Origin of the sequence: Allorhizobium ampelinum S4, assembly GCF_000016285.1 — a bacterium.
Taxonomy (GTDB): domain Bacteria; phylum Pseudomonadota; class Alphaproteobacteria; order Rhizobiales; family Rhizobiaceae; genus Allorhizobium; species Allorhizobium ampelinum.
Map to the genome: position 1 here is coordinate 65,001 of NC_011989.1, position 23,276 is coordinate 88,276.

Below are 23,276 nucleotides of genomic sequence, written 5' to 3' on the forward strand. Positions count from 1 at the left end.
ACAGCCCCGTACGCGTAGAACACTCATTGTCCTAGAGTAGGGCGGGACACGTGAAATCCTGTTCGAACATGGGGAGACCACTCTCCAAGCCTAAGTACTCGTGCATGACCGATAGCGAACAAGTACCGTGAGGGAAAGGTGAAAAGCACCCCGACAAGGGGAGTGAAATAGAACCTGAAACCGGATGCCTACAAACAGTAGGAGGGCGAAAGCCTGACTGCGTACCTTTTGTATAATGGGTCAACGACTTAGTGTAACTAGCAAGCTTAAGCCGGTAGGTGTAGGCGCAGCGAAAGCGAGTGTTAATAGCGCGATTGAGTTAGTTGCATTAGACCCGAAACCGAGTGATCTAGCCATGAGCAGGTTGAAGGTTGGGTAACACCAACTGGAGGACCGAACCCGCATCTGTTGCAATAGATTGGGATGACTTGTGGTTAGGGGTGAAAGGCCAATCAAACTCGGAAATAGCTGGTTCTCCGCGAAAACTATTTAGGTAGTGCGTCGATCGAATACCTCAGGGGGTAGAGCACTGGATGGGCTATGGGGACTCACCGTCTTACTGATCCTAACCAAACTCCGAATACCTGAGAGTACTAATCGGCAGACACACGGCGGGTGCTAACGTCCGTCGTGAAGAGGGCAACAACCCTGACCTCCAGCTAAGGTCCCCAAGTCATGGCTAAGTGGGAAAGGATGTGAGGATCCCAAAACAACCAGGATGTTGGCTTAGAAGCAGCCATCATTTAAAGAAAGCGTAACAGCTCACTGGTCTAAATAAGGGTCTTTGCGCCGAAAATGTAACGGGGCTAAAGCCATGCACCGAAGCTGAGGATGTGCACGTAAGTGTACGTGGTAGCGGAGCGTTCCGTAAGCCTGTGAAGGGACAGTCGTGAGACATCCTGGAGGTATCGGAAGTGCGAATGTTGACATGAGTAACGATAAAGGGGGTGAGAGACCCCCTCGCCGAAAGACCAAGGGTTCCTGCTTAAAGTTAATCTGAGCAGGGTTAGCCGGCCCCTAAGGCGAGGCAGAAATGCGTAGTCGATGGGAACCACGTTAATATTCGTGGGCCTGGTGGTAGTGACGGATCACACAAATTGTACAGTCTTACTGGATTGATTGTGCAGTGGAGTGGTTCCAGGAAATAGCTCCACCGTATAGACCGTACCCGAAACCGACACAGGTGGTCAGGTAGAGTATACCAAGGCGCTTGAGAGAACTATGTTGAAGGAACTCGGCAAATTGCACGCGTAACTTCGGAAGAAGCGTGACCCCTTTTTACGCAAGTGGAGAGGGGTGGCACAGACCAGGGGGTAGCGACTGTTTATCAAAAACACAGGGCTCTGCGAAGTCGCAAGACGACGTATAGGGTCTGACGCCTGCCCGGTGCTGGAAGGTTAAAAGGAGAGGTGCAAGCTTTGAATTGAAGCCCCAGTAAACGGCGGCCGTAACTATAACGGTCCTAAGGTAGCGAAATTCCTTGTCGGGTAAGTTCCGACCTGCACGAATGGCGTAACGACTTCCCCGCTGTCTCCAACATAGACTCAGTGAAATTGAATTCCCCGTGAAGATGCGGGGTTCCTGCGGTCAGACGGAAAGACCCCGTGCACCTTTACTATAGCTTTACACTGGCATTCGTGTCGGCATGTGTAGGATAGGTGGTAGGCTTTGAAGCTTGGACGCCAGTTCGAGTGGAGCCATCCTTGAAATACCACCCTTATCGTCATGGATGTCTAACCGCGGTCCGTTATCCGGATCCGGGACAGTGTATGGTGGGTAGTTTGACTGGGGCGGTCGCCTCCGAAAGAGTAACGGAGGCGCGCGATGGTGGGCTCAGACCGGTCGGAAATCGGTCGTCGAGTGCAATGGCATAAGCCCGCCTGACTGCGAGACTGACAAGTCGAGCAGAGACGAAAGTCGGTCATAGTGATCCGGTGGTCCCGCGTGGAAGGGCCATCGCTCAACGGATAAAAGGTACGCCGGGGATAACAGGCTGATGACCCCCAAGAGTCCATATCGACGGGGTTGTTTGGCACCTCGATGTCGGCTCATCGCATCCTGGGGCTGGAGCAGGTCCCAAGGGTTTGGCTGTTCGCCAATTAAAGCGGTACGTGAGCTGGGTTCAGAACGTCGTGAGACAGTTCGGTCCCTATCTGCCGTGGGTGTAGGAATATTGACAGGATCTGTCCCTAGTACGAGAGGACCGGGATGGACATATCTCTGGTGGACCTGTTGTCGTGCCAACGGCATAGCAGGGTAGCTATATATGGAATGGATAACCGCTGAAGGCATCTAAGCGGGAAACCAACCTGAAAACGAGTATTCCCTATCAGAGCCGTGGAAGACGACCACGTTGATAGGACGGGTGTGGAAGCAGGGTAACCTGCGAAGCTTACCGTTACTAATAGCTCGATTGGCTTAATCGTTCTCATTGACCATGCTCATCGACTTCGTCGATGAGCCATCTGTTTAGCGCTCACGCATGAGCGGCTCGTATACGAGCCTATGCTCCGCGAGGGCGCCGAACGATCGGCGACGCGCCTTGCGCTTGCGGACTTCGTCCGAAAGTGCCAAGCAAAACGTCGCGGAATGACGTGTTCACACAATAAGAAAACGGGCAATGCCCGCCAGCTTCTCATCAACATTGCCCTTAGCTGACCTGGTGGTCATGGCGGGGCGGCCGCACCCGTTCCCATTCCGAACACGGCCGTGAAACGCCCCTGCGCCAATGGTACTTCGTCTTAAGACGCGGGAGAGTAGGTCGCTGCCAGGTCTGCTAAGCGCAATGTTCATACTCAAATCAATCATCTTCTCTCATAAACATCGGCCCCGCCGAAAACATAAAGGGTCGCTCAAGCGACCCTTATTCCGTTAACGAATAAAAATATATAACGCGGGGTGGAGCAGCCCGGTAGCTCGTCAGGCTCATAACCTGAAGGCCGCAGGTTCAAATCCTGCCCCCGCAACCAATAACTTACACAAAATATCAATACGATAAGCCCTCCCAAAAGGAGGGCTTTTGGCGTTTCTGGGCTTCAATCGTCTTGACCTTGCCCCTGACCTTGCCCCGCTGAACTAATCCATTTTGAAGTAAGCTCTGGCCGATTGAGAGGACCAGAGAATGAAGCGCAACCGTTTCACAGAAGAGCAGATTATCGGGATATTGCAGGAGCATGAGGCAGGCACGCCGGTCTCGGAGCTTTGCCGCAAGCACGGCGAATGCTGAATATCGAAACTTCTGTTGGTCCAAAAGGTGGAATGGTTCACAGCGCGGCATCTTGAAATGGAGCCATGAGTAGAAAAATCGCCAAATGACTTGGCGGTGGTCGCCAAGCCATCCAGAGTAGCAGTGTCAGGGGGAGAGTTCCTCAAGAACGCGGTCTTTAGTCTCTACCGCGAAGAGAGCTGTCACGAGAGCGCCTACCAGCAGAATTACCGCGAAGGCCCCGAATACATATTGGATTCCCATCGATGACATAACCCAGCCAACAGCAATAGGGCCGGCCGAAGATCCGAGCCGTAACCAGGCGCTGCCTGTGCCCGTGCCGATAGCACGCAGACGTGTCGGGTAGATCTCCGAGGAATAAAGATACAGGGAAAACGTCACCGTCTGGACAATGGCGTAGGCAAGTCCCGCAAGGACCAGAACCTGAACCGCTGACGTCGCTCCTAGCCAGGCGAGAATAACCAGCGGGATCGGGGCGATCAGAAGTGCACCGGTGTACCAGCGTTTACGTCCCACTTTGTCGATGAGAAATGCGCAGATAATGGCTGCGATCACACCACCGACAGAGGTGATAAAGCCGTAGAGGATACTCGTTTCAAGCGGGAGATTGAATGTCTGGCGATAGAGGGTTGGAAGCCAGGTGATCGTGCCATTGGCCACCATATAAGCGCAGAACCACATGGCCCATATCGACAATGTGCGCTTAAGATAAATACCCTGAAACAGCTCGCGCCAGTCGGATTTGCGACGCATGGGCGCGGCGACGATTTTTGGCTCAGGCAGTTCGTTTCCGGCGGCCCTAGCGCTGTTCTCCAACTTGGAGACGATACGATCAGCGTCTTCGTACCGACCATTGGCAACCAACCAACGAGGAGATTCATGCAGGAACCATCGTAGCGGGATCATCAAAATTGCGGGAACCAGGCCGACGACGAACATCGCTTTCCAGCCATAGAGCGGAACCATGAAGTATCCGATCAAGCCTGCGCCCACCAGGCCAAGCAGAAACATGACCTCGTACAACAGAAAGAACCTGCCGCGCCCCTTAGAGCCAATCAACTCGTTGATATAAGCGCTGGCGACCGGTACTTCACCGCCGGTGCCAATTCCTTGTACGAACCGGAATGCCATCATCATGCCGGCGCCTACCGCAAACAAGCACGCGATATCCATGCTGACAAAAAGCAGAATGGTGAACAGCAGCACTTTCAAACGACCAATCTTCTCAGCCATCCAACCGAAGCAGACCGCGCCAATCAGCTGCCCGAGATAGCCCATGGAAAGGATCATGCCGGTTTGTCCCGGAGTGAGGTTCCATTCGCGAACCAGGACCGGCATGGCATAGGCGATTGCGATCACGGTGTAGCCGTCAAAAAAGGTTGCAGCGCCGACAATGTTCCGTGCCCAGAAAACCTCGCGGGTGACCGGCAGCCTTTCAAGGCGCGCACTGATTTCAGCTTGCGGGTCAACAAGCGGCGCCGCCGCCGTGATCCGTTGTTCAATATTCATGATATCCTCCCTCTGCCTGGCCCATTCTCCCAGCCTGGCGTCGAACCTACGCGTTGATTGTCTCGACTTCCGGATCGTTGGACACAGGATGACCAAGAACCCGGAGGACGCGGCTCTTCACGGCGAGAGACGCACCAAGCCTGGCAGTCGGTGCGGATGCGCTGCATCACTCCCAGATGCGGCCGCAATGTCCTCCCCTTGGAATGCCCCCGCCTGATACGAACGATCATTGAAATGACCGTTCGTATTCCTTTGTTGCCCTCAAGGCGAAGATGCGAGTGCATCGTCAAGCCTTGATATGAGAAGCAGGGAATTGCTGACTATTCAGCCGCCATCAGTTGCTCAACGCGGCCAATACCGGCAGCATCGAAGGCCGCAAAGATTTCAGCTTCGGCCTTCTCGCCGAGATTCTTCAGCGGCTCGCGGATAGTGGCGTGCTCCAGAACACCACGATGGACGAGACCGAGCTTAAGGGCCACGGTGCCCTCCATGTGAGAACCTCGATGGTACACGGCTCGTGTAACCGGAAGGAGTTGCTCGAAAAGCTTGCGTGCTTCGGGATAGTTCTGCGCCTTGCCCGCTTTGATCAGGTCGATCAGGAGTTCTGGGGCGATATTTCCATAACCAACGAGCAGGCCGTCAACATCGAACATGGTCGGCAGCAACCATTCGTCGTGGCAGCTCAGGATCTGAAGGTTGGGATTGGCCTTTTTGAGCTCAGGGATCTCAACATACCAGCGCTTCATGTTGCGCACACCGTTTTTGGTGGCAACGACGCCATCCTGGGTCGCGATGGCAAGCTGGGTGTCCAGGTCGTAGGACGCTTTGGTCGCATCCGGATACTGGAAGAGAATGCATTGTAGGCCTGATTCCTGCCAGATCGCCTTGTAGCGATCCTGCGGGGCGCCCTTCTGGAAGCCGAAACGGAGCCAGCCGTGGTTGGGATAAACGAGTGCGCCCGTTGCACCGGCTGCCTTGCACTTCTTGGCTTCTTCCGCCGCGACCCTGGTGCCTTCACCGGTGATACCAGCAATGATCGGAATTCGACCATCAACCGCCTCTACATACGTGCGGATGAGCTTCAATCGCTCTTCTTCCGTCAGAAAAGTACCTTCGCCAGCATGACCAAGAATGACAAGGCTTTTCACGCCGTCCATTCCTGCGAGCCATTTGGCAATGCGGGTATTGGCAGCATAATCGACCTCACCATCGCGGGTGAAAGCAGTGACTGGTGCCGGGCTGAGCCCTCTCATATCCATTGGTTGCATCGGGTATCTCCTCCTCAGATAGCCGCCGCCCGCTTTAGCGACCGGCGATAGGATCGTTAATGGGAACGTTCCCACTATCGTTTCTGATTTTACTGGAGTCAATATTTTTTTTAATGCATGGTTGAAGCTGCAATTGCGCAGGGCTGTCAGCGGAGAACCTCGAATGAATGTAAGGACCGAAGATGCGGGGCGTCTGGGACGCGTGACAATTCTCGATGTTGCGTCGGCTGCCGGTGTCTCAAAATCGACGGTATCGCGCATTCTCGACGAACGGCTTCCCCGATCTGATAACGAAACGGCTCGCCGCGTCCGCAAGATTGCAGAAGAGCTGGGATATGTGCGGGATATCTCAGCGGCGAGCTTGAGGCGCGGCAGCACGATGACTGTCGGCATCATCGTGCCCCGCTTGACCGATACGGTCATGGCCATGCTTTACGAATCGCTGGCCAAGGCCTGTAGCAGAAGCGGTCGCTTTGCAATTGTCGCGACAACCGATGACAAGCCCAGGGCCGACAGGCTTGCTGCTGAATCACTTTTGAACCGCGGAGTGGATGGGCTCATCCTTTCGACAGCGCGGTTGGATGATGATTTTGCTGACGACCTCATCGCTCGGGGAATACCCCATGTCTTCGCTCTTCGCACGGCTGGGGCAAGCCTCTGTTCCGTTGGCGATGACAGGTTGGGCGGATACTTGGCAACACGCCACCTGATAGACCTGGGCCATCGTCATATTGGGGTGATTGCAGGACCATCTTATGCTTCCAGCGCGGTTGGGCGGGTGGAAGGCTACAGGCAGGCAATGCAAGAAGCAGGAATTCCGGTCTTTCCAGAGGCAATCGTTCCGTCGACCTTCGGGATCGACGCCGGTGCGGAAGCCGCTGAATATCTGATGCGGCTGGATAACCGTCCGACAGCAATCTTTGCCGTCAACGACAACACGGCTATCGGTGCGCTCTCAGGCCTTTCGCGCCTCGGAGTTTCCGTACCCAAAGAGGTTTCCGTGGTCGGATATAATGACATTCCGATCGTCAATCATCTCCCCACCCCGCTGACAACGGTTCGGGTTCCCTTCGACCAGATCGCATCGCATGCTTTGGATCTATTGCTGAGTGAGACGGTTTCGGCTGAAGACAGGATACGGATCTCGGCCCCAACGCTTATTCCGCGCAAATCGACTGCTAAGCCGGCGCTGTAGCATTTTAATATCTGCTTCTAACCAATTGTCGGTGACAATCGGCAATCAATGAGACGGCACGTCGCAGATCGGGATTGGGCGCGGAGGCGGTGCGGGATGATCCTGCTTGTATTGAGCGATAATCGGCTCGAGCTTTTCCTTAGGCCAGAACTGCGGGGAGCCAATTTCCTTCAGGCAGGCGTTGTTCCAATAGGTTTTATTCCCTGAAGAGGATCGGCCTGCCGCCAAGTCCCGGGAAACTGCGTTGATGTCTCGCGACTCAGGGTAGATGTAGAGGGTCGTCGGGTTATCCTTGACCAGTGACAGGACTTGGGGCGCGTCGTCCGGAGACCAACTTGTGCAACCGTCACTGCGGCCAGCGGGGTAGGTGACGAGATTACCGCGTGGGACATAGCCGTCTCGATTGGCATAGGTGCTGTCAGGCTTTTTCAGCATGCAAATTCCCGAGACCAATGCCGCCGCATGCCCGCCAATTGCGCGTTGGCGGGCATTGGCGGTCTCACCGGTTCCATCGAACTGTACGAAAGACCGCGTCAGGAAAGATTCCTGATTGGCAGAGGTGCGGTAGTAGCCTTTGAACGTCGTCTTGATTTCGCTCGTCATGTAAGCGCCGCCCGCCGTCAGGTTTGAATCCAGGGCGTTACCAAAGTTCTTGGCGCATTCTCGCCCGTTTGAGAAATTGACGGCGCCTCCGAGGTTGCGCCCGCCGCCGTGTCCCGCTGATATGACCCGGAAGGATCGCTCCGCTTCACAGATGACATAGAAGCGGCCTCCGGAGGCGCCGTCAGTACGGTCGTTTGGCCGGGTGGCATCCATCGCGAAATAACATGCGTTGCTGATTTTGCCTTCCGCCACTCTAGCGAGATAGAGCGCACGCGCCCTCTCCAGGACGACAGGGGCGATCTGGCCGGTTCCTTCCCCCACGTGGTCTTTCAGCCAGTCTGGAAGGCGTGATGGTCCTTCTGCGGCCATAGCCAGGGAAGAGGCCGATGATAAAGCGAAGACGGAGAGAAGCCTGATGAATTTGAAAAAATTGGGAGTGAATTTCATGCACATCTTCCTGAAACATCCGTTGCTTTGCAAATCTTACCGCGGCTGAAACCCACTGGCAGGATGTTGTAGCACTCTAAATTTGCTGCATAATTCTCTCCTCAAATCGGGTCAGATTTAAGGAATAATGCAGTCAAGAATGTTCAGGCAGTGATGATTGGCAACATGCGTTGCAAATAGCCGGGTTTTGGAAAAACCCGGCTATTAACCTTTGGAGACAATCTCGATTACAGCGTAACGACGATCTTTTCCTTGGCAGCTTTGACTGCCGCATCCGCCAGTTTCAGCGCAATCAAGCCATCTTCAATCGATGGAGATGGTGCCTTTCCGCTTTCAATAAAGTCGAGGAATGCGGAGATTTCAGCCGCATAAGCCGCCGTATAGCGGGTCATGAAGAAATCATGCAGCGGTGGGCGGGTGTAGCCGTCCTTGGTGGCGATCTCGATGGAGACCGGGCGCTGGTTTTCTGCTGCGACAGAGCCTTCCGAGCCATGCACTTCAATGCGCTGGTCATAACCATAGGTGGCGCGGCGGGAGTTGGAAATGATGGCCTGACGGCCACTTGCTGTGGTCAGCACAAGGCTGGCGCTGTCATAATCGCCCAATTCGCCAATCTTCGGGTCCACCAGCACGGCAGCGGATGCCATGACCGAGGTGATTTCTTCGCCCAGCAGGAAGCGGGCGATGTCGAAATCATGGATGGTCATATCGCGGAAAATGCCGCCGGAGACTTTGATATAGTCTGGCGGCGGCGCACCGGGATCACGACTGGTGATGGTGACCATTTCGACCTTGCCGATCTTGCCATCATCAATTGCCTTGCGCACCGCCTGAAAATGCGGATCAAATCGGCGGTTAAAGCCCAGCATCACCTTGCCGCCATTGGCGCGTACCACTTCGGCGCAGGCTTCTGCCCGCTTCACATCCAGATCAATCGGCTTTTCGCAAAACACGGCCTTGCCAGCGGCGGTGAACCGTTCGATCAGGTCTGAATGGGTGTTGGTGGGGGTGCAGATCAAAACGGCATCAATCGAGGCATCGGCCTCAATCTCTTCAATGGTCTTGACCGCTGCACCATAGGCATCGGCAATCGCCTTGGCAGCCTCTGGGAAAGCATCTGCAACGGCCACAAATTGGGCGCGCTTGTCTTCGCCAATGGCCTTGGCATGCACTTTGCCGATACGGCCTGCGCCCAGAAGGGCCAGTTTCTTTACCATCGTTCTTCTCCTCCCGGCTTGGACCCGGCCAAGCACATGACACGTTAAGCGCTCTCAAACCCACCGCAATTTTGACAGGTGTCAGCTGTTGCGACAATCCTCGTTTGGAATATATGTTCTATTTTGCTAGATTGGGATAGTGTTCCTGTCAAGGCGGTTTAGAGCACTGCCGCCAAAGACGTTGACGCAAAATTTGAGGCGATAAACCAACCATGACAGACATCACCGTTGCCGAGACCTCCGCGCCCGATACCATCAAAGCGTTTGAAGAACGGCTGATGCAGGTGTCTGACACCTTGCCAAAAAGGCTGAAGCAATGTGCGGATTATGTCGGCGCCAATAAGGACCGCATCGCGGTTTCCACCGTGGCCGAAATGGCGGAAGGTGCTGGCGTGCAGCCCTCTGCCTTTATGCGATTTTGCCAAATATTTGGTTTTTCTGGATTTTCCGAGATGCAAAAGCTGTTTCGGGACTCTCTTGTCGGCGGTTGGCCGGATTATTCTACCCGTCTGCATCATTTGCGCGAAACGGCATCGGGCAGCCCATCGGCGCTTTTGGCGGAATTTGTCGAGGCGGGGCGTGTTTCGCTGGAAGGATTGCTGCAAACGGTCGATCCGCAACTGTTAGAACAGGCTGTGGCTTGCCTCAGCACGGCTGGAATGATCCATATTGTTGGCTTGCGCCGCTCTTTTCCGGTGGCAAGCTATATTGCCTATGCCTTTGAAAAAATGGCAGTTCCGGCCATGTTACACAGTGGCGTTGGCAAATTGGAAAGCCAGCATGCCATCCGCGATGGTGATGTGGTGCTGGCCATTACCTTTGCGCCCTATTCGACCGAGACGCTGGATTTGGTTGAGCAGGTTTCAGCGCGGGGCATTTCCGTGGTGGCGATTACCGATACGGTGGTCAATCCGCTGCGCAAACTGGGGACAATAACCCTCTCAGTCGCCGAGGTGGATTTTGGCGCATTTCGCTCACTCTCTGCCACGCTCTGTCTGGCCATTGCGCTCTCGGTTGCGGTGGGAACGGCCCGACAACAGGACTGAACATTTGTGTTGATGGGTTCAAAAATAGAATATATAGTCCATTTTTAAGCGATAATAGAATGACCTTCCGGGAGTAAGGTCATTGACGGCAGGCAAAGCAAGCCCTGCTGCGTCCAAGGAGGATAGCGTGCCAAAACTTGACCTGATCACCATCGGCCGTTCGTCCGTTGATCTCTACGGTGCGCAAGTGGGTGGCCGTTTGGAAGATATGGCCTCCTTTAACAAATATATCGGCGGCTCCCCCACCAATATTGCGGCTGGCACCGCCCGGCTGGGTTTGAAATCCGCGCTGATCACCCGTGTGGGCGATGAGCACATGGGCCGCTTTATCCGCGAACAGCTGGTGCGTGAAGGGGTTGATGTTCGCGGCGTCAAGACAGACCCCAAGCGGCTGACCGCGCTGGTTTTGCTCGGCATTCGCGATGAGCACCAGTTTCCGCTGATTTTCTACCGCGAAAACTGCGCCGACATGGCGCTGTGCGAGGATGATATTGATCCCGCGTTTGTGGCCGAATCTGGCTGTGTTTGCGTCACGGGTACGCATCTATCCCATCCCAATACCGAAGCTGCGGTGCTGAAGGCGCTGCGATTGGCGCGCGAAAATGGTGCCAAAACCGCGCTGGATATTGATTATCGGCCCAATCTCTGGGGCTTGGCGGGTCATGGCGATGGCGAAAGCCGGTTTATCGAATCGCAGGCCGTCACCACAAAATTGCAATCCACCCTGCATTGGTTTGATCTGATTGTTGGCACGGAAGAAGAATTCCACATTGCCGGTGGCAGCACCAACACGGTGGAAGCACTGCGGGCCGTGCGGAATGTTTCGAAGGCAACATTGGTTTGCAAGCGCGGTGCCTTGGGCGCTGTGGTGTTTGATGGTGATATTCCAGACAGTCTTGATGATGGCCAGACCGGAGAAGGTTTCCCCATTGAGGTCTTCAACGTGCTGGGGGCTGGCGATGGCTTCATGTCTGGCCTTCTCAAAGGCTGGCTGACCGGCAAGGATTGGCCCACGGCCTTGAAATATGCCAATGCCTGCGGTGCCTTTGCGGTGTCGCGCCACGGCTGCACGCCTGCCTATCCAAGCCTTGAAGAGCTGGATTACTTCTTCAAAACCGGCATTCGCAACAAGGCTTTGCGCAAGGATGCGGCGCTGGAACAGGTGCATTGGTCCACCAACCGCGATGGAGAATGGCCGCAGATGCGGGTGTTTGCCTTCGATCACCGTATGCAGCTGGAAGCCATGTGTGATGAGGCTGGTGTTTCCCATGCGCGGATCGGCGCTTTCAAGCAACTCTGCCTGAAAGCAGCGCAGCAGGTGGCCAATGGCCAGCCCGGTTATGGCATTCTCTGTGATAGCCGTCTGGGTCGTGATGCGCTCTATCAGGCCTCTGGGTCTGGCCTTTGGATTGGCCGTCCAGTGGAATGGCCGGGCTCGCGTCCGCTGACATTGGAGCCGGAACTGGGCGAGGATTTTGGTGGTCTCACCGAATGGCCGGTGGAAAATGTGGTGAAGGTTCTGTGCTTCTATCATCCCGATGATGATGCCGCCTTGAAGGAAAACCAAGAAAATACGGTAAAACGTCTTTTCACGGCTGCGCGCCGTAACCGACTTGAAATGCTGTTGGAGATTATCCCTTCCAAGGTTGGCTCCACGGATGATGATACGGCAGCTACCATTATCCAGCGCTTTTACGACATTGGCGTCTACCCCGATTGGTGGAAGCTGGAGCCGATGAAAACGACGGGTGCCTGGGCCAATGCGGTTGATGCCATTTCCCGCAACGATCCCTATACGCGGGGCATTGTTGTGCTGGGCCTCGATGCGCCTGCCGCAGAGCTTGAGGAGAGCTTTAAGACGGCAGCCAGCTTTGATCTGGTCAAGGGCTTTGCCGTTGGGCGCACCATTTTTGGTGATGCAGCCCGCAAATGGTTAGCTGGCACACTATCGGATGGTGATGCGATTGCTGACATGGTGGGTAAATATACATCGCTGTGTCAGGTATGGGATCGGGCGCGTTCAAACGCTTGAGCCTACTGCATCGATCCAAACGGAGGCGACAGCCGAGTTTGGAAAAATCGATGCATAAACAAAAGGCTAGTGCACTATAGCATGAACGAAGTGAATGCGTCAGTGCACTAGGATTTCAGGGAGAGAGACACATGAAAACGGTGCGTTTGACAGCCGCTCAGGCTCTGGTGCGCTACCTTGCCAATCAGATGACGCCGGAAGGCGTGCCGTTTATTGCAGGCGTCTGGGCCATTTTCGGCCATGGCAATGTTGCCGGTCTGGGCGAGGCCTTGCAGGGTGCGAAAGACAGCGTCACCACTTGGCGCGGGCAGAATGAGCAATCCATGGCCCATGCCGCCATTGCCTATGCCAAACAGCTTGGGCGTCGCCGCGCCATGGCTGTCACCTCCTCCATTGGCCCCGGTGCGCTGAATATGGTGACGGCGGCGGCCTTGGCGCATGTCAACCGTCTGCCGGTTCTGCTTCTGCCGGGTGATGTGTTTGCCAATCGCGGGCCCGATCCGGTGTTGCAGCAGGTGGAAGATTTCAATGATGGTGTGATGTCGGCCAATGATTGCTTTCGCCCCGTCAGCCGTTATTTCGACCGCATTTCCCGGCCTGAACATTTGCTGACGGCGCTTCCCCGCGCCTTTCGCACCATGACAGACCCAGCCGATTGCGGCCCGGTAACGCTGGCCTTTTGTCAGGATACGCAGGCCGAGGCCTATGATTATCCTGAGAGCTTTTTTGCACCAAAAATCTGGCACATCCGCCGTCCGCAGCCGGATGCGTTTGAGTTGGAAACGGCGATTGCAGCCATCAAATCTGCCAAAAGTCCCGTGATTGTCGCAGGCGGTGGCGTGCATTTTTCCGGTGCCACGCAAACCTTGCGCGATTTTGCGCAAAAACACCAGATTCCCGTGGTCGAAACACAGGCCGGAAAATCGGCCCTGCCTTGGGATGCTGCCCTGAATTTCGGACCCGTCGGCGTGACGGGTGCGGCCAGTGCCAACACGATTTGCGAGGGTGCGGATCTCGTGATCGGTGTTGGCACACGGTTTCAGGATTTTACCACCGGGTCGTGGGCGCTGTTCAAGAATCCCAACCGCAAGATTCTGGCGCTCAATGTGCAGGCTTATGACAGTGCCAAGCATGATGCGCTGCCGCTGGTGGCGGATGCGAAAATTGGTTTGGAACTGATCTCCTCAGCTTTGGGTGAGCATCGCTTTGCCACACCTGATGCGGGTTTGAAGGCTGACTGGTTTGCCAAAGCCGATGCCGTCACAGCCGCACCCAAGGATGGCAACAGCCTGCCCACCGATATGCAGGTGATTGGAGCCGTGCAACGCGCCTCGCGCGACAACACCGTGGTGATGTGCGCCGCTGGCACCATGCCGGGCGAATTGCACCAGCTTTGGAAATCCAAACTGCCACTCTCCTACCATATGGAATATGGCTTCTCCTGCATGGGCTATGAGATTGCCGGCGGCATGGGCATCAAGATGGCCGAGCCGGAGCGTGACGTGATCGTCATGGTGGGTGATGGCTCTTACATGATGATGAATTCCGAGCTGGTCACGGCCTGCGCTTTGGGTGTCAAAATCACCGTTGTCATCACCGATAACCGGGGCTATGGCTGCATCAACCGCCTGCAAATGGGCACCGGGGGGGCCGAGTTTAACAATCTCTACGCCCATACCTCGCATATCCATGCGCCGGAGATCGATTTTGCCGCCCATGCCGCGTCGATGGGTGCCGATTCCAGCAAGGTCACAACCATTGCCGAGCTGGAAACGGCGCTGGCGAACGCTCGCGAGGCCACAAGACCCACCGTGATTGTCATCGACACCGATCCTTACCCAACGCCTGAAGCTGGCGGGTACTGGTGGGATGTGGCGGTGCCGGAAGTATCAGCTAGAGATGAAGTGCAACAGGCTCGCGCCCGCTACGAGGCAGCGCTCAAGGAAAGACAGTAAGATGATTCTCTACGGAACCAACCCGATTGCATGGTCCAATGACGATGACCGCACGCTGGGTGCCCATATCAGCCTCGACCAATGCCTTGATGAAACATCGAAAATCGGTTTTGACGGCATTGAAAAGGGCCACAAGTTTCCGCAGGAACCAGCGGCTCTGAGGGCTGTGTTGGAGCCTCGCGGGCTTCGCTACGTCTCCGGCTGGCATTCGCTGAACCTGCTGACCAATTCCATTGAAGACGAAAAGGCGGCGATGCAGCCTGCCCTCGATCTGTTGAAGGCCATGGGCAGCAAGGTGATCATCGTGTGTGAAACATCGAATGCGATCCATGGCGATGATGGCAAGCCGGTGAATGATCGCCCGAAACTAGCGGATTCTGAGTGGGCAGCGTTTGGCGCAGGCGTGGAAGCCTTGGCCGAATTTGCGGCGGCTCAGGGCATTGCTCTGGTCTATCACCACCACATGGGTACGATTGTCGAGAGCGAAGAGGAAATCGACAAGCTGATGGCCAACACCGGCCCGCACGCCAAGCTGCTGCTGGATACCGGCCATTGCCTGTTTGGCGGCGGCAACCCGGAGCGGGTGGCAACCAACTATATGAGCCGCGTGGGCCATATCCATGCCAAGAACATCCGCCCCGTCATTGCCAAGCAGGTGCGCGATGAAAAGCTCTCCTTCCTTGAAGGCGTGCGTCGTGGCGTTTTCACAGTTCCGGGCGATAGCGAAGGTGGCGTGAATTTTCCGCCCGTACTGAAAATTGCTGGTGAACATGGTTATCAGGGTTGGCTGGTGATTGAGGCCGAGCAGGACCCGGATGTGCGCAATCCCTATGATTACCAGAGCTTGGGCCTTGCTTCGTTGAAGGCCATGGCCAAGGCTGCGGGGTTGGATAAGGCGGCTTAATCGGTCGGAGCAAGGGGGTTAAGCAAGCACCGACCTATGCTATATCCCTCCCACCACAGCCTCCAACGGTAAAGGGCCAGCCCCGACCCGAACACACAAGGTAAGCCCATGCAATTTCTCGATCCCCACCACCCGTTTTTCAAGCCGCTCTGGGTGCGCATTCTGGTCGTGCTGGTGCCGCTGGTCTGGGCGGGGATCGAGCTTTATAACGGGTCTCAAACCTGGGCGATGATTTCGCTGGCGCTTGGGTTTTATGCCGGTCTGCAACTGTTCTGGGTGTTTTACAAAACACCGGGAAAGGGAGATGAACAATGACCAACCTATTGCGCAAGCCCGTGGGCACCACCGGAAAAGTGCATGACATCACCCCGGAATCGGCCAATTGGGGCTATGTCGGCTTTGGGCTTTACAAGCTGAAGGCGGGCGAGAAAGCTGCCGAGCAAACCGGCGAGACAGAAGTGATTCTGGTGCTGGTCGAGGGCAAAGCCGAAATTTCCGGTGCGGGCAAAAGCTTCGGCGAGCTTGGCGACCGCATGAATGTGTTTGAGAAAAAGCCGCCCCATTGCGTTTATATCCCCGCTGGCAGCGAGTGGAGCGCCACCGCCACCACGGATGTGACATTGGCCGTCTGTACCGCCCCCGCAAAGCCGGGCCGTGAAGCACAAGTGATTGGCCCGGCAGGTGTAGCCCTCACGGAACGCGGCAAGGGTGCCAACACCCGCTATATCTTCCCCATCGCCATGGAAGAGCGCGATGTGGCCGATAGCCTGCTGGTAACGGAAGTGTTCACCCCGCAGGGCAACTGGTCATCCTATCCGCCGCATCGCCATGATGAGGATAATTTCCCTGTTATGACCTATCTGGAAGAGACCTATTATCATCGTCTCAACCCGGCTCAAGGCTTTGGCTTCCAGCGCGTCTTTACCGAAGACGGCACGCTTGATGAAACCATGGCAGTCTCGGATGGCGATGTGGTGTTGGTACCCAAGGGCCACCATCCTTGTGGAGCGCCTTATGGCTATGAGATGTATTATCTCAACGTCATGGCAGGTCCAATGCGTAAATGGCGCTTTCAGAACCATCCGGATCATGACTGGATTTTCAAACGCGACAATCCGCCAAAAGCTTAATTATCCCGTCCCCAAAACCTCCACCAGGGGCGGGGAGGTTTGAAAGATGTTTCCCTGTATCCGGTGCCCGCAATATGATGCTGGTAGGCACCGGCCGGCAAATTCCTGTTTGCCTCGATCATAGGGAAGGGTGAATTTCTGGAGAGTAGAATATTATCTATTAGAAAAGACAATAGTGCTGCGTCATAAGCGCTATTGTCTTTTTGACACACAGCCTCGTCCACATAAGCATTTTTGACATTAAACGTGTTCGATCTTTCAGAAAAATCCACGCGATATACAGCCGCGCCTGTCCAGCTCCGATGAAGAAAGAGTGAATGGGCGGCGAAAAAAATAACCCATTTATCTTCCATGCAATTTGGAATGAAACCTTTCTTGATCGTTTCATATTCCGCCAGTGAAAATCGTGCGGTATATGGAATTGGCTTCAATTTGCCAAACGGTTGAATGTCCCATTGGTCAAAAGGCTCCAGCATTTGCCACCTCAGATTACAGGGATTGCCCGATCCTGGCTGTCCCTTTCTGGCCATTATCGCGGATCCAGTTCAGGCTTTTATCGCCGGTTTTATAGAGCTCGAAACACATTGGCGTGCCTTTATACCAAGTGGTAAAGCGCTGGCAGAGGCGGTCGCCATTGATCCACCATTTGCCGGTATCATTGGGCTTCACGAAGCGGCCGAGACCCAGAGCTTCTCCCGAGCCATCAACGACCCCGCTTGTGCGATAGTTCAGAGGAAACTCCCCGCCCATCGGCGTGGCGAGATAGATGCGCTTGCCGATGATATCGCTTTTGATGTCGGTGGAGGTATAGCGGCTTTCACTGGCGGCCTGCGCGGTGCCGGTAGCACAGGCCACCAGGGCGATACTGATCAATAAACGTCGAAACGGCATGATTCCAATTCCTCCTGTGATCCATCGTTCTGAGTAGAATCGTAGAGGTGTTACGCAGCCCGTCAGCATTCGGATGACTGGCAGAACAATAAATGTCGCAAAGAGGTGGAAAATGCGTCGTTTTACATCAATGACATCGCTTCGCCCAAGCTATAGCGCTCTGGTCATCGGCGCATCCGGCGGTATCGGCTCGGCGCTTTGCGAGGTTCTGAGGCAGGATAGTGCCTGCCAGGATGTGGCGACGCTGTCGCGCCGTGCGGACGGCTTTGATCTGACGGATGAGGCGAGCATCGCTGCCTGCGCGGATCGGCTGGCTGGTCAGCACCAAAGCTTCGATCTGATCCTTTGTGCAACGGGCGCTTTGACCATTAACGGCGTTGGGCCAGAAAAAGCCATCAAAGCCGTAACTTCTGAGGCGATGGCCGCTCAGTTCGCCCTGAATGCAATTGGTCCAGCGCTTGTGCTCAAATATTTCACCCCGCTTCTGGCGAAAAACAGCCGGTCGCTGATGGGTTTCCTGTCGGCTCGGGTCGGTTCGATTGGCGATAATCGTCTTGGCGGCTGGATTTCCTATCGGGCATCCAAGGCAGCGCTTAACCAGATCGTCCACACTGCCGCCATCGAGATTGGCCGGACACGTCCGCAAGCGGTAGTGGTCAGCCTGCATCCCGGCAGTGTCGATACCGGGCTTTCTGCCAATTTCGCCGTGGGTCATGAGCGGTTTGCCCCGGATCACAGCGCGGGCCTGCTGCTATCCGTGCTTGACACGCTCACTCCCGCCCAGACCGGGGGCTTTTTCGCCTATGACGGTTCGGTGATCGAGTGGTAGCAACCAATCCGGCAGCCCGTTTGGCGCGTAGTGAAAGTAACGATAGCAATAAACCGGAGATTTGATCATGTCGGGACTGAAATCTGCGCTTTTTGGTCTGAGTGTCGGGCTGTTTTCCTCGGTTGGCGCCGCAACTGCGGCCGATTTTACCTTCGAGGACTATTTCGTCGGCAAGACCGTGGCCGAGGGGCATTTCGCCGCCATTAATGGTGTGAGCCGCAAATTCACTGTCGATCTCACTGGCAAATGGGATGGCCATGTTCTGACGCTGCGGGAGGATTTCCGCTTCGAGGATGGCACGCGCGACCGCAAAACCTGGCGATTCATCAAGACCGGACCAACGACCTATAGCGGAACCCGGGAGGATGTGGTCGGCAATGCGCTGGTTCGACTGAGCGGCGATACCGCCCGTTTCAACTATCTCGTCTATCTCTCGCCCGAGACCCAGTCCAACAAGGTCCGCTTCTACGACAAGATGGTGTTGAAGCCGGATGGTACTGTGCTCAACACCGCCTGGGTCACGAAATTCGGCTTTCCGGTCGCCAAGACCACCGTGTCCTTCCATAAGGCCGGACATGCTGCCAAGGTAAAGGCACAAAAGCACTTAGGGATTGCGAAGTGATGGTCATGTCATCCTCGCCGCGCGCCAGGGTCGCCTGGATCACCGGCGCCAGTTCCGGTATTGGCCGCTCGCTTGCGCTGAAACTGGCGCGTGAAGGCTATATCGTCGGGGTCAGCGCCCGGCGGACCGAGGATCTGATGGCGCTGGCGGCTGAAAATCCGGACCGTATCCATGCTTTTCCACTGGATATTACCGATGGAAACGCTGTCAAACAGGTGGTGGGCGACATCGAAGCCAAGCTTGGCCCGATCGATATGGCGGTGTTTTCCGCAGGCTCCTATATCCGTGAAACGGCCGAGCGTTTCGATGCCGAGCAATTGCGCCGGATGGTTGATCTCAATCTGGTCGGCACCGGCCATTGCCTGGAAGCAGTGATTGCCGTGATGGTGGCGCGCGGCAAAGGCCGGATCGGCCTTGTCGGTTCGGTCTCCGGCTATAGCGGCCTGCCGGGCGGTGGCATTTACGGAGCGACCAAATCAGCGATGATCACCCTGGCTGAGGCCTTGCGTCCTGGACTTCTCGAAAAGGGCGTGGTGATCAGCATTATCAATCCGGGCTTTGTCAAAACCCCGCTGACCGACAAGAACGACTTCCCCATGCCCTTCCTGGTGACGGCTGAGCAAGCTGCTGATCACATTGAAAAAGGGATGGAGGCCGGAAAATTTGAAATCGCCTTTCCCTGGCAAATGGTGTTGTCGCTCAAGCTTTTGAGACTTTTGCCTTATCCGCTGTATTTCGCGTTGACGCGCAAGATGCTGCGGAAGACCTGAGATATTTCCACAGTGTCATAACGTGAAAAAGGGGGCCTTCGCCCCCTCTTTTGATTGAAGATCGACCGTTTACTTTTCAAGCTCGAACTGCACCACATCGAGCCGTCCGGTTCTAAAGCCTGCGGCGCAGTAATGCAGGTAATAGCGCCACATACGGAAGAACCGCTCGTCAAAGCCCAGCGGTGCGATCTTGGACCAATGGGCGGTAAAGCTTTTGTCCCAGGTGAGAAGAGTGCGTTCATAATCGAGGCCAAAGCGGAAGGTATCGCGGGTTTTTAGTCCGGCTTTCATCGCCGAGATTTCGAATCGCTCGACGGACGGCAGCATACCGCCTGGAAAAATATAGGTCTGGATGAAATCCGCTTCGCGTTGATATTGCTCGAAACGCCCCTCATCCAGGGTGATGACCTGAACCACGGCCTTGCCGCCGTCTGCCAGCAGATCGCGTACCCGGTTGAAATAGACCGGCCAGTTTTCCTCACCGACCGCCTCGAACATTTCGATGGAAACGATCTTGGTGAACCGGCCCTGCACATCGCGGTAATCTTCCAGCCGGATGTCACACCGATCGGCATATCCCGCTGTCTGCATTCGCTGGCGCGCATAGGCGGCCTGTTCGGTGGAGAGGGTCAGGCCCGTTACCCGGCACCCGCTGGCGCGAATGGCATGTTCGGCAAAGCCGCCCCAGCCGCAGCCGATTTCCAGGAGATGATCGTCCGGCCCCAGCGCCAATTGCTCCACGATACGCTGGTATTTGGCGGCCTGCGCCTCGCCAAGCGATTGGCCGGGATGCGTGTAGAGCGCCGATGAATAGGTCATCGTCTCATCCAGCCAATGGCGATAGAAGGCGTTGCCGAGATCGTAATGGAAGGCGATGTTGCGTCGGCTACCCGCTTTTGAATTGCGCCTCAGCTTATGGCGCAGCAGCGCCAGCTTGCCCAGCAGGGCAGAGGGTGACATCAGCCCGTGCCAATTGCCTTCGTTGACAATGGCAAGTTCCAGAAATCCGGCAATATCGGGACTATCCCAGTCCCCATCCATATAGGACCTTGAAAAGCCGAGCGTCCCCCCCGACATCACCCGCCAGACCGGACGGGCATTGTTGAGCTTGAGGACGGCGGATGGTCCGGCTTCGCGGCCGGTGACGTGATGTTCCTTGCCGTCAGGAAACAGCAGCGTCAGATGGCCATGGGTCAGGCGGCCCGCCCAGCCGCACAGCACCCTTTGCCACAGCGGCGCGGAGGTGAGAGAAAGTGTCGCGGTTTGCTGGTCGGCATGGGTCATGACGGGCTCCTTGCGTTTGCAGCCTCAGGCGGAATGATGGAACTGGCGATTGGGTTCTGCGCCTTGCGATGCCGATGCAATGGCACGCCTTTCACCCAGAGTTTAAGCGCTTCCCAATGGATCGCGCCCATGACTTTCAGTGTCATCAGCGGATAGCGCACCAGAACCTTTGCCAAGGCCCGGTCATCAAGGGTGCGGCGCTTTCCGCAAAACGATGCATAGAGCAATGGCCCCTGCTCATCGGCTTCGTTGATGGCGACGGTTACCGTTTCGCCGGGCGGCACGATTTTGAACCGGTAGAGGCATTCCATCGGCATGAAGGGCGAGACATACATCTGCTTGGCGCAGGCGTGGCGGATCGCGCCATCCTCTTCCACGCTGGCCGGAATCACATAGGTGTGCCGCTCGTGAAAGGTATTTTCAACCTCGTAAAGCAGGGCAAGCAGGGTACCGGACGGCCCATAGCAATAATAAAGCGTCAAGGGATTGAAAACATAGCCGAACATGCGCGGGTAGCAGAGCATGCTCACTTTCATGCCTTCGGTATTAAGACCGGCCCGCTCGACATGGTTGGCAACCCAGGCCTTCAAGCCTCCGGGGATCCCAAGGCCATGATCGCGGTCGTCGATCCTCAAGATCGCCCGGCGATTATATCCGAGAAGCCAAAGCGACTTGTCTATAGCTGGCAGTTCATCGAGATCCACCAGCAGGCAGAAGACCTGATATCGTAGACTATGCTTTTTAGGCCGGTGGCGTTGATGCACAACCGCACCGGTGAATATTGCCGATGACCAGCTCATTGCGCTGCCGCCAGCATCGGTTCGACAAAAATCCGGCCTGATTGGTTTTCCACCGACCACGGACGGGCAATTCCTGACAGTTGTTCGGCAACAGCCAGACCGGATTGAAGGCCGTCCTCATGGAAGCCGCTACCAAAATGCGCACCGCAGAACCACGTCCTGTTGCGTCCCTGCAATTGCCAGAGCTGGCGCTGGGCTGCAATGGCCTTGGCATCGAAAAGCGGATGGGCGTAGTTGAAGACCTGATGCACTTTGGACTCGTCGATGTCGCGCGAAGGATTGAGCGTTACGAACAGAGGCAGCGAGGCGTCGAGGCCCTGTAACCGGTTCATCCAATAGGTTACGCACAGCGGCCCTTCGCCAGCCTTGCGCTCTTCGCCGATGTAATTCCAGCTGGCCCAGACCTGTTTGCGCTTTGGCATCAGTCGGGTGTCGGAATGCAGCACGGCAACATTTTTGGTGTAATCGAAGCAGCCAAGCAGCGCCCGTTCCAGCCCTTGCGCATCGTCCAGCAGCGCCAGTGCTTCATCCGCATGGGTGGCGACAACAACCTGATCGAAACGATCCTGATAGCCGCTTTGCGTGACGATCTTCACCCCCAGCGCACTGCGAATAATGGCCTTGACCGGATCGTTGGCCCGGAAATCGGCCTTGGTCGCCTGCTTTATGCGCAGGACATATTCACGACTGCCCCCGGTCACCGTGCGCCATTGCGGCCTGTTTTTCAACGTGACCAAACCGTGATTGATGAAGAACCGGACAAAGGCATTCAGCGGATAGGCCCGCATGTCGGCAGCCGTCGTCGACCAGATCGCAGCGCCCATCGGCAGGAGGTGATCCTCGATAAACGCATTGCTATAGGCTTCAAGATCGAGATAATCGCCAAGCGTTGCCGCTGTCAGGTCTTGGCGCTCGAGCAGCAAAGGCGCTTCCCGGTAAAAGCGCATTATGTCAGCTACCATGCGCCAGAAGCGCGGGCGAAGCACGTTGCTGCGCTGACCGAGCAAACCCGCCAGCCCGCAGCCGGAATATTCGAAACGGCCCGCATCCAGCGAGGCTGCAAAGGACATGTCGGAGGCTTGGTTTGGCACGCCGAGATGATCGAACAGGGCAACGAGATTTGGATAATTACGGTCGTTATAGACGATGAACCCGGTATCAACAGCTACAGGTCCGTTTGGTCCTGCGACGTTGACGGTATTGGCGTGACCACCGAAGCGGTTTTCAGCCTCAAACACCGTTACATCGAAACCCTTGGACAAAAGCCATGCGCAGGATAGACCGGAAATTCCCGATCCGACCACGGCAATGCGCTTTGCACCTGTGGTCAATCCGCTGTCTAATCCGATCTTCATAAGAGCGGTCGCCTCCCGGTTGTTCGTTTACAGTATTTACGAATGCCAAAGGAGGGTGGATTGCCGGGAGTGGAATTTTTTTAGGGCAGTGATCCAGTTTTCGCAAGAAGGCGTAGAAAGCCCCATGACAATAATCATTTCCCAAGCGGCTCTGGAATGCCACAATAAGAGAGTGACGGCCCCGCGCCTTTTC

At 55.8% G+C, this 23,276-nt stretch carries 19 protein-coding genes, 1 tRNA gene, 2 rRNA genes and 1 pseudogene (1 of these 23 only partly in view); 14 read left to right on the forward strand and 9 right to left on the reverse strand.

What is annotated here, in order from left to right; all coding sequences use genetic code 11:
- The 4 genes and pseudogenes from AVI_RS00305 to AVI_RS29405 all read left to right on the forward strand — a co-directional run.
- Positions 1-2,426: ribosomal RNA gene (locus AVI_RS00305) — 23S ribosomal RNA — on the forward strand (it extends 517 nt beyond the left edge of the window).
- Positions 2,427-2,658: 232 nt separating this feature from the next.
- Positions 2,659-2,773 (forward strand): 5S ribosomal RNA (rrf, locus tag AVI_RS00310).
- 119 nt (positions 2,774-2,892) lie between these two features.
- Positions 2,893-2,969 (forward strand) — tRNA-Met (locus tag AVI_RS00315).
- Between the two features lie 152 nt (positions 2,970-3,121).
- Positions 3,122-3,217: pseudogene (locus AVI_RS29405) on the forward strand (transposase); the annotation flags it as partial.
- Between the two features lie 135 nt (positions 3,218-3,352).
- On the opposite strand, the gene AVI_RS00325 reads toward AVI_RS29405, so the two are convergent.
- Together AVI_RS00325 and AVI_RS00330 are read right to left on the reverse strand one after the other, a co-directional pair.
- Entirely contained in the window at positions 3,353-4,735 is a 1,383-nt protein-coding gene (locus tag AVI_RS00325; protein ID WP_012654553.1) for an MFS transporter, read from the reverse strand.
- A gap of 320 nt (positions 4,736-5,055) precedes the next feature.
- The gene (locus AVI_RS00330; protein WP_012654554.1) at positions 5,056-6,003 is read right to left on the reverse strand and encodes a dihydrodipicolinate synthase family protein; all 948 of its coding nucleotides are present in this window, start codon (positions 6,001-6,003) and stop codon (positions 5,056-5,058) included.
- Positions 6,004-6,166: 163 nt separating this feature from the next.
- Between AVI_RS00330 and AVI_RS00335 the strand changes: the two genes are divergently transcribed.
- Positions 6,167-7,198: a LacI family DNA-binding transcriptional regulator gene (locus tag AVI_RS00335; RefSeq protein WP_012654555.1), complete on the forward strand. Its 1,032-nt coding sequence runs from the start codon at positions 6,167-6,169 to the stop codon at positions 7,196-7,198.
- A 45-nt stretch (positions 7,199-7,243) separates the two neighbouring features.
- Here the strand turns inward: AVI_RS00335 and AVI_RS00340 are convergent, their stop codons facing one another.
- Together AVI_RS00340 and iolG are read right to left on the reverse strand one after the other, a co-directional pair.
- On the reverse strand, positions 7,244-8,248 hold the full coding sequence (locus AVI_RS00340) for a hypothetical protein (RefSeq protein WP_012654556.1): 1,005 nt from the start codon (positions 8,246-8,248) through the stop codon (positions 7,244-7,246).
- Positions 8,249-8,475: 227 nt separating this feature from the next.
- The gene (gene iolG, locus AVI_RS00345) at positions 8,476-9,465 is read right to left on the reverse strand and encodes an inositol 2-dehydrogenase (RefSeq protein WP_012654557.1); all 990 of its coding nucleotides are present in this window, start codon (positions 9,463-9,465) and stop codon (positions 8,476-8,478) included.
- 212 nt (positions 9,466-9,677) lie between these two features.
- Here iolG and AVI_RS00350 point away from each other — a divergent pair, with 212 nt between their 5' ends.
- The 6 genes from AVI_RS00350 to iolB all read left to right on the forward strand — a co-directional run bounded on the left by AVI_RS00350 (position 9,678) and on the right by iolB (position 16,532).
- Positions 9,678-10,511 (forward strand): MurR/RpiR family transcriptional regulator, encoded by an 834-nt coding sequence (locus AVI_RS00350; protein ID WP_012654558.1) that lies wholly within the window; start codon positions 9,678-9,680, stop codon positions 10,509-10,511.
- 127 nt (positions 10,512-10,638) lie between these two features.
- Entirely contained in the window at positions 10,639-12,543 is a 1,905-nt protein-coding gene (locus tag AVI_RS00355) for a bifunctional 5-dehydro-2-deoxygluconokinase/5-dehydro-2-deoxyphosphogluconate aldolase (RefSeq protein WP_012654559.1), read from the forward strand.
- A 131-nt stretch (positions 12,544-12,674) separates the two neighbouring features.
- Complete coding sequence (gene iolD / locus AVI_RS00360; RefSeq protein ID WP_012654560.1) at positions 12,675-14,498, forward strand: 3D-(3,5/4)-trihydroxycyclohexane-1,2-dione acylhydrolase (decyclizing); 1,824 nt, start codon at positions 12,675-12,677, stop codon at positions 14,496-14,498.
- 1 nt (position 14,499) lies between these two features.
- Positions 14,500-15,402, forward strand: a complete 903-nt coding sequence (iolE, locus tag AVI_RS00365; protein WP_012654561.1) for a myo-inosose-2 dehydratase — start codon at positions 14,500-14,502, stop codon at positions 15,400-15,402.
- A 108-nt stretch (positions 15,403-15,510) separates the two neighbouring features.
- Complete coding sequence (locus tag AVI_RS00370) at positions 15,511-15,717, forward strand: hypothetical protein (protein ID WP_012654562.1); 207 nt, start codon at positions 15,511-15,513, stop codon at positions 15,715-15,717.
- Positions 15,714-16,532: a 5-deoxy-glucuronate isomerase gene (gene iolB, locus AVI_RS00375; protein WP_012654563.1), complete on the forward strand. Its 819-nt coding sequence runs from the start codon at positions 15,714-15,716 to the stop codon at positions 16,530-16,532. Before AVI_RS00370 ends, iolB begins: the two co-directional genes overlap by 4 nt.
- On the opposite strand, the gene AVI_RS28920 is transcribed toward iolB, so the two are convergent.
- Entirely contained in the window at positions 16,529-17,008 is a 480-nt protein-coding gene (locus AVI_RS28920; protein ID WP_012654564.1) for a hypothetical protein, read from the reverse strand. The genes iolB and AVI_RS28920 overlap by 4 nt on opposite strands.
- A 13-nt stretch (positions 17,009-17,021) precedes the next feature.
- On the reverse strand, positions 17,022-17,423 hold the full coding sequence (locus tag AVI_RS00390) for a hypothetical protein (protein WP_012654565.1): 402 nt from the start codon (positions 17,421-17,423) through the stop codon (positions 17,022-17,024).
- Between the two features lie 112 nt (positions 17,424-17,535).
- On the opposite strand from AVI_RS00390, the gene AVI_RS00395 reads away from it, so the two are divergent.
- The 3 genes from AVI_RS00395 to AVI_RS00405 all read left to right on the forward strand — a co-directional run bounded on the left by AVI_RS00395 (position 17,536) and on the right by AVI_RS00405 (position 19,644).
- A complete protein-coding gene (locus AVI_RS00395; protein ID WP_162292160.1) occupies positions 17,536-18,252 on the forward strand; it encodes an SDR family NAD(P)-dependent oxidoreductase in 717 nt (238 codons plus the stop codon).
- Between the two features lie 67 nt (positions 18,253-18,319).
- Positions 18,320-18,874 (forward strand): DUF3833 family protein, encoded by a 555-nt coding sequence (locus AVI_RS00400; RefSeq protein WP_012654567.1) that lies wholly within the window; start codon positions 18,320-18,322, stop codon positions 18,872-18,874.
- Positions 18,875-18,879: 5 nt separating this feature from the next.
- On the forward strand, positions 18,880-19,644 hold the full coding sequence (locus AVI_RS00405) for an SDR family NAD(P)-dependent oxidoreductase (protein ID WP_139192433.1): 765 nt from the start codon (positions 18,880-18,882) through the stop codon (positions 19,642-19,644).
- A gap of 69 nt (positions 19,645-19,713) precedes the next feature.
- Here AVI_RS00405 and AVI_RS00410 read toward each other — a convergent pair whose 3' ends face one another.
- From AVI_RS00410 to AVI_RS00420, 3 genes are read right to left on the reverse strand one after another with little or no spacing between them, the layout of a single operon-like run.
- The gene (locus AVI_RS00410; RefSeq protein WP_012654569.1) at positions 19,714-20,928 is read right to left on the reverse strand and encodes an SAM-dependent methyltransferase; all 1,215 of its coding nucleotides are present in this window, start codon (positions 20,926-20,928) and stop codon (positions 19,714-19,716) included.
- Complete coding sequence (locus tag AVI_RS00415; RefSeq protein ID WP_012654570.1) at positions 20,925-21,728, reverse strand: DUF1365 domain-containing protein; 804 nt, start codon at positions 21,726-21,728, stop codon at positions 20,925-20,927. Before AVI_RS00415 ends, AVI_RS00410 begins: the two co-directional genes overlap by 4 nt.
- Positions 21,725-23,083 (reverse strand): NAD(P)/FAD-dependent oxidoreductase, encoded by a 1,359-nt coding sequence (locus tag AVI_RS00420; protein ID WP_041696044.1) that lies wholly within the window; start codon positions 23,081-23,083, stop codon positions 21,725-21,727. The genes AVI_RS00415 and AVI_RS00420 overlap by 4 nt, the downstream gene beginning before the upstream one ends.
- Positions 23,084-23,276 lie beyond the last annotated feature (193 nt).

Coding starts and splice junctions, on each gene's coding strand:
- iolG (WP_012654557.1), bottom strand. CDS start 9,465: ATGGTAAAGAAACTGGCCCTTCTGGGCGCAGGCCGTATCGGCAAAGTG.
- AVI_RS00415 (WP_012654570.1), bottom strand. CDS start 21,728: ATGAGCTGGTCATCGGCAATATTCACCGGTGCGGTTGTGCATCAACGC.
- AVI_RS00390 (WP_012654565.1), bottom strand. CDS start 17,423: ATGCCGTTTCGACGTTTATTGATCAGTATCGCCCTGGTGGCCTGTGCT.
- AVI_RS00330 (WP_012654554.1), bottom strand. CDS start 6,003: ATGCAACCAATGGATATGAGAGGGCTCAGCCCGGCACCAGTCACTGCT.
- AVI_RS00370 (WP_012654562.1), top strand. CDS start 15,511: ATGCAATTTCTCGATCCCCACCACCCGTTTTTCAAGCCGCTCTGGGTG.
- AVI_RS00350 (WP_012654558.1), top strand. CDS start 9,678: ATGACAGACATCACCGTTGCCGAGACCTCCGCGCCCGATACCATCAAA.
- iolD (WP_012654560.1), top strand. CDS start 12,675: ATGAAAACGGTGCGTTTGACAGCCGCTCAGGCTCTGGTGCGCTACCTT.
- iolB (WP_012654563.1), top strand. CDS start 15,714: ATGACCAACCTATTGCGCAAGCCCGTGGGCACCACCGGAAAAGTGCAT.
- AVI_RS00410 (WP_012654569.1), bottom strand. CDS start 20,928: ATGACCCATGCCGACCAGCAAACCGCGACACTTTCTCTCACCTCCGCG.
- AVI_RS28920 (WP_012654564.1), bottom strand. CDS start 17,008: ATGCTGGAGCCTTTTGACCAATGGGACATTCAACCGTTTGGCAAATTG.
- AVI_RS00340 (WP_012654556.1), bottom strand. CDS start 8,248: ATGAAATTCACTCCCAATTTTTTCAAATTCATCAGGCTTCTCTCCGTC.
- iolE (WP_012654561.1), top strand. CDS start 14,500: ATGATTCTCTACGGAACCAACCCGATTGCATGGTCCAATGACGATGAC.
- AVI_RS00325 (WP_012654553.1), bottom strand. CDS start 4,735: ATGAATATTGAACAACGGATCACGGCGGCGGCGCCGCTTGTTGACCCG.
- AVI_RS00420 (WP_041696044.1), bottom strand. CDS start 23,083: ATGAAGATCGGATTAGACAGCGGATTGACCACAGGTGCAAAGCGCATT.
- AVI_RS00405 (WP_139192433.1), top strand. CDS start 18,880: ATGTCATCCTCGCCGCGCGCCAGGGTCGCCTGGATCACCGGCGCCAGT.
- AVI_RS00335 (WP_012654555.1), top strand. CDS start 6,167: ATGAATGTAAGGACCGAAGATGCGGGGCGTCTGGGACGCGTGACAATT.
- AVI_RS00395 (WP_162292160.1), top strand. CDS start 17,536: ATGCGTCGTTTTACATCAATGACATCGCTTCGCCCAAGCTATAGCGCT.
- AVI_RS00400 (WP_012654567.1), top strand. CDS start 18,320: ATGTCGGGACTGAAATCTGCGCTTTTTGGTCTGAGTGTCGGGCTGTTT.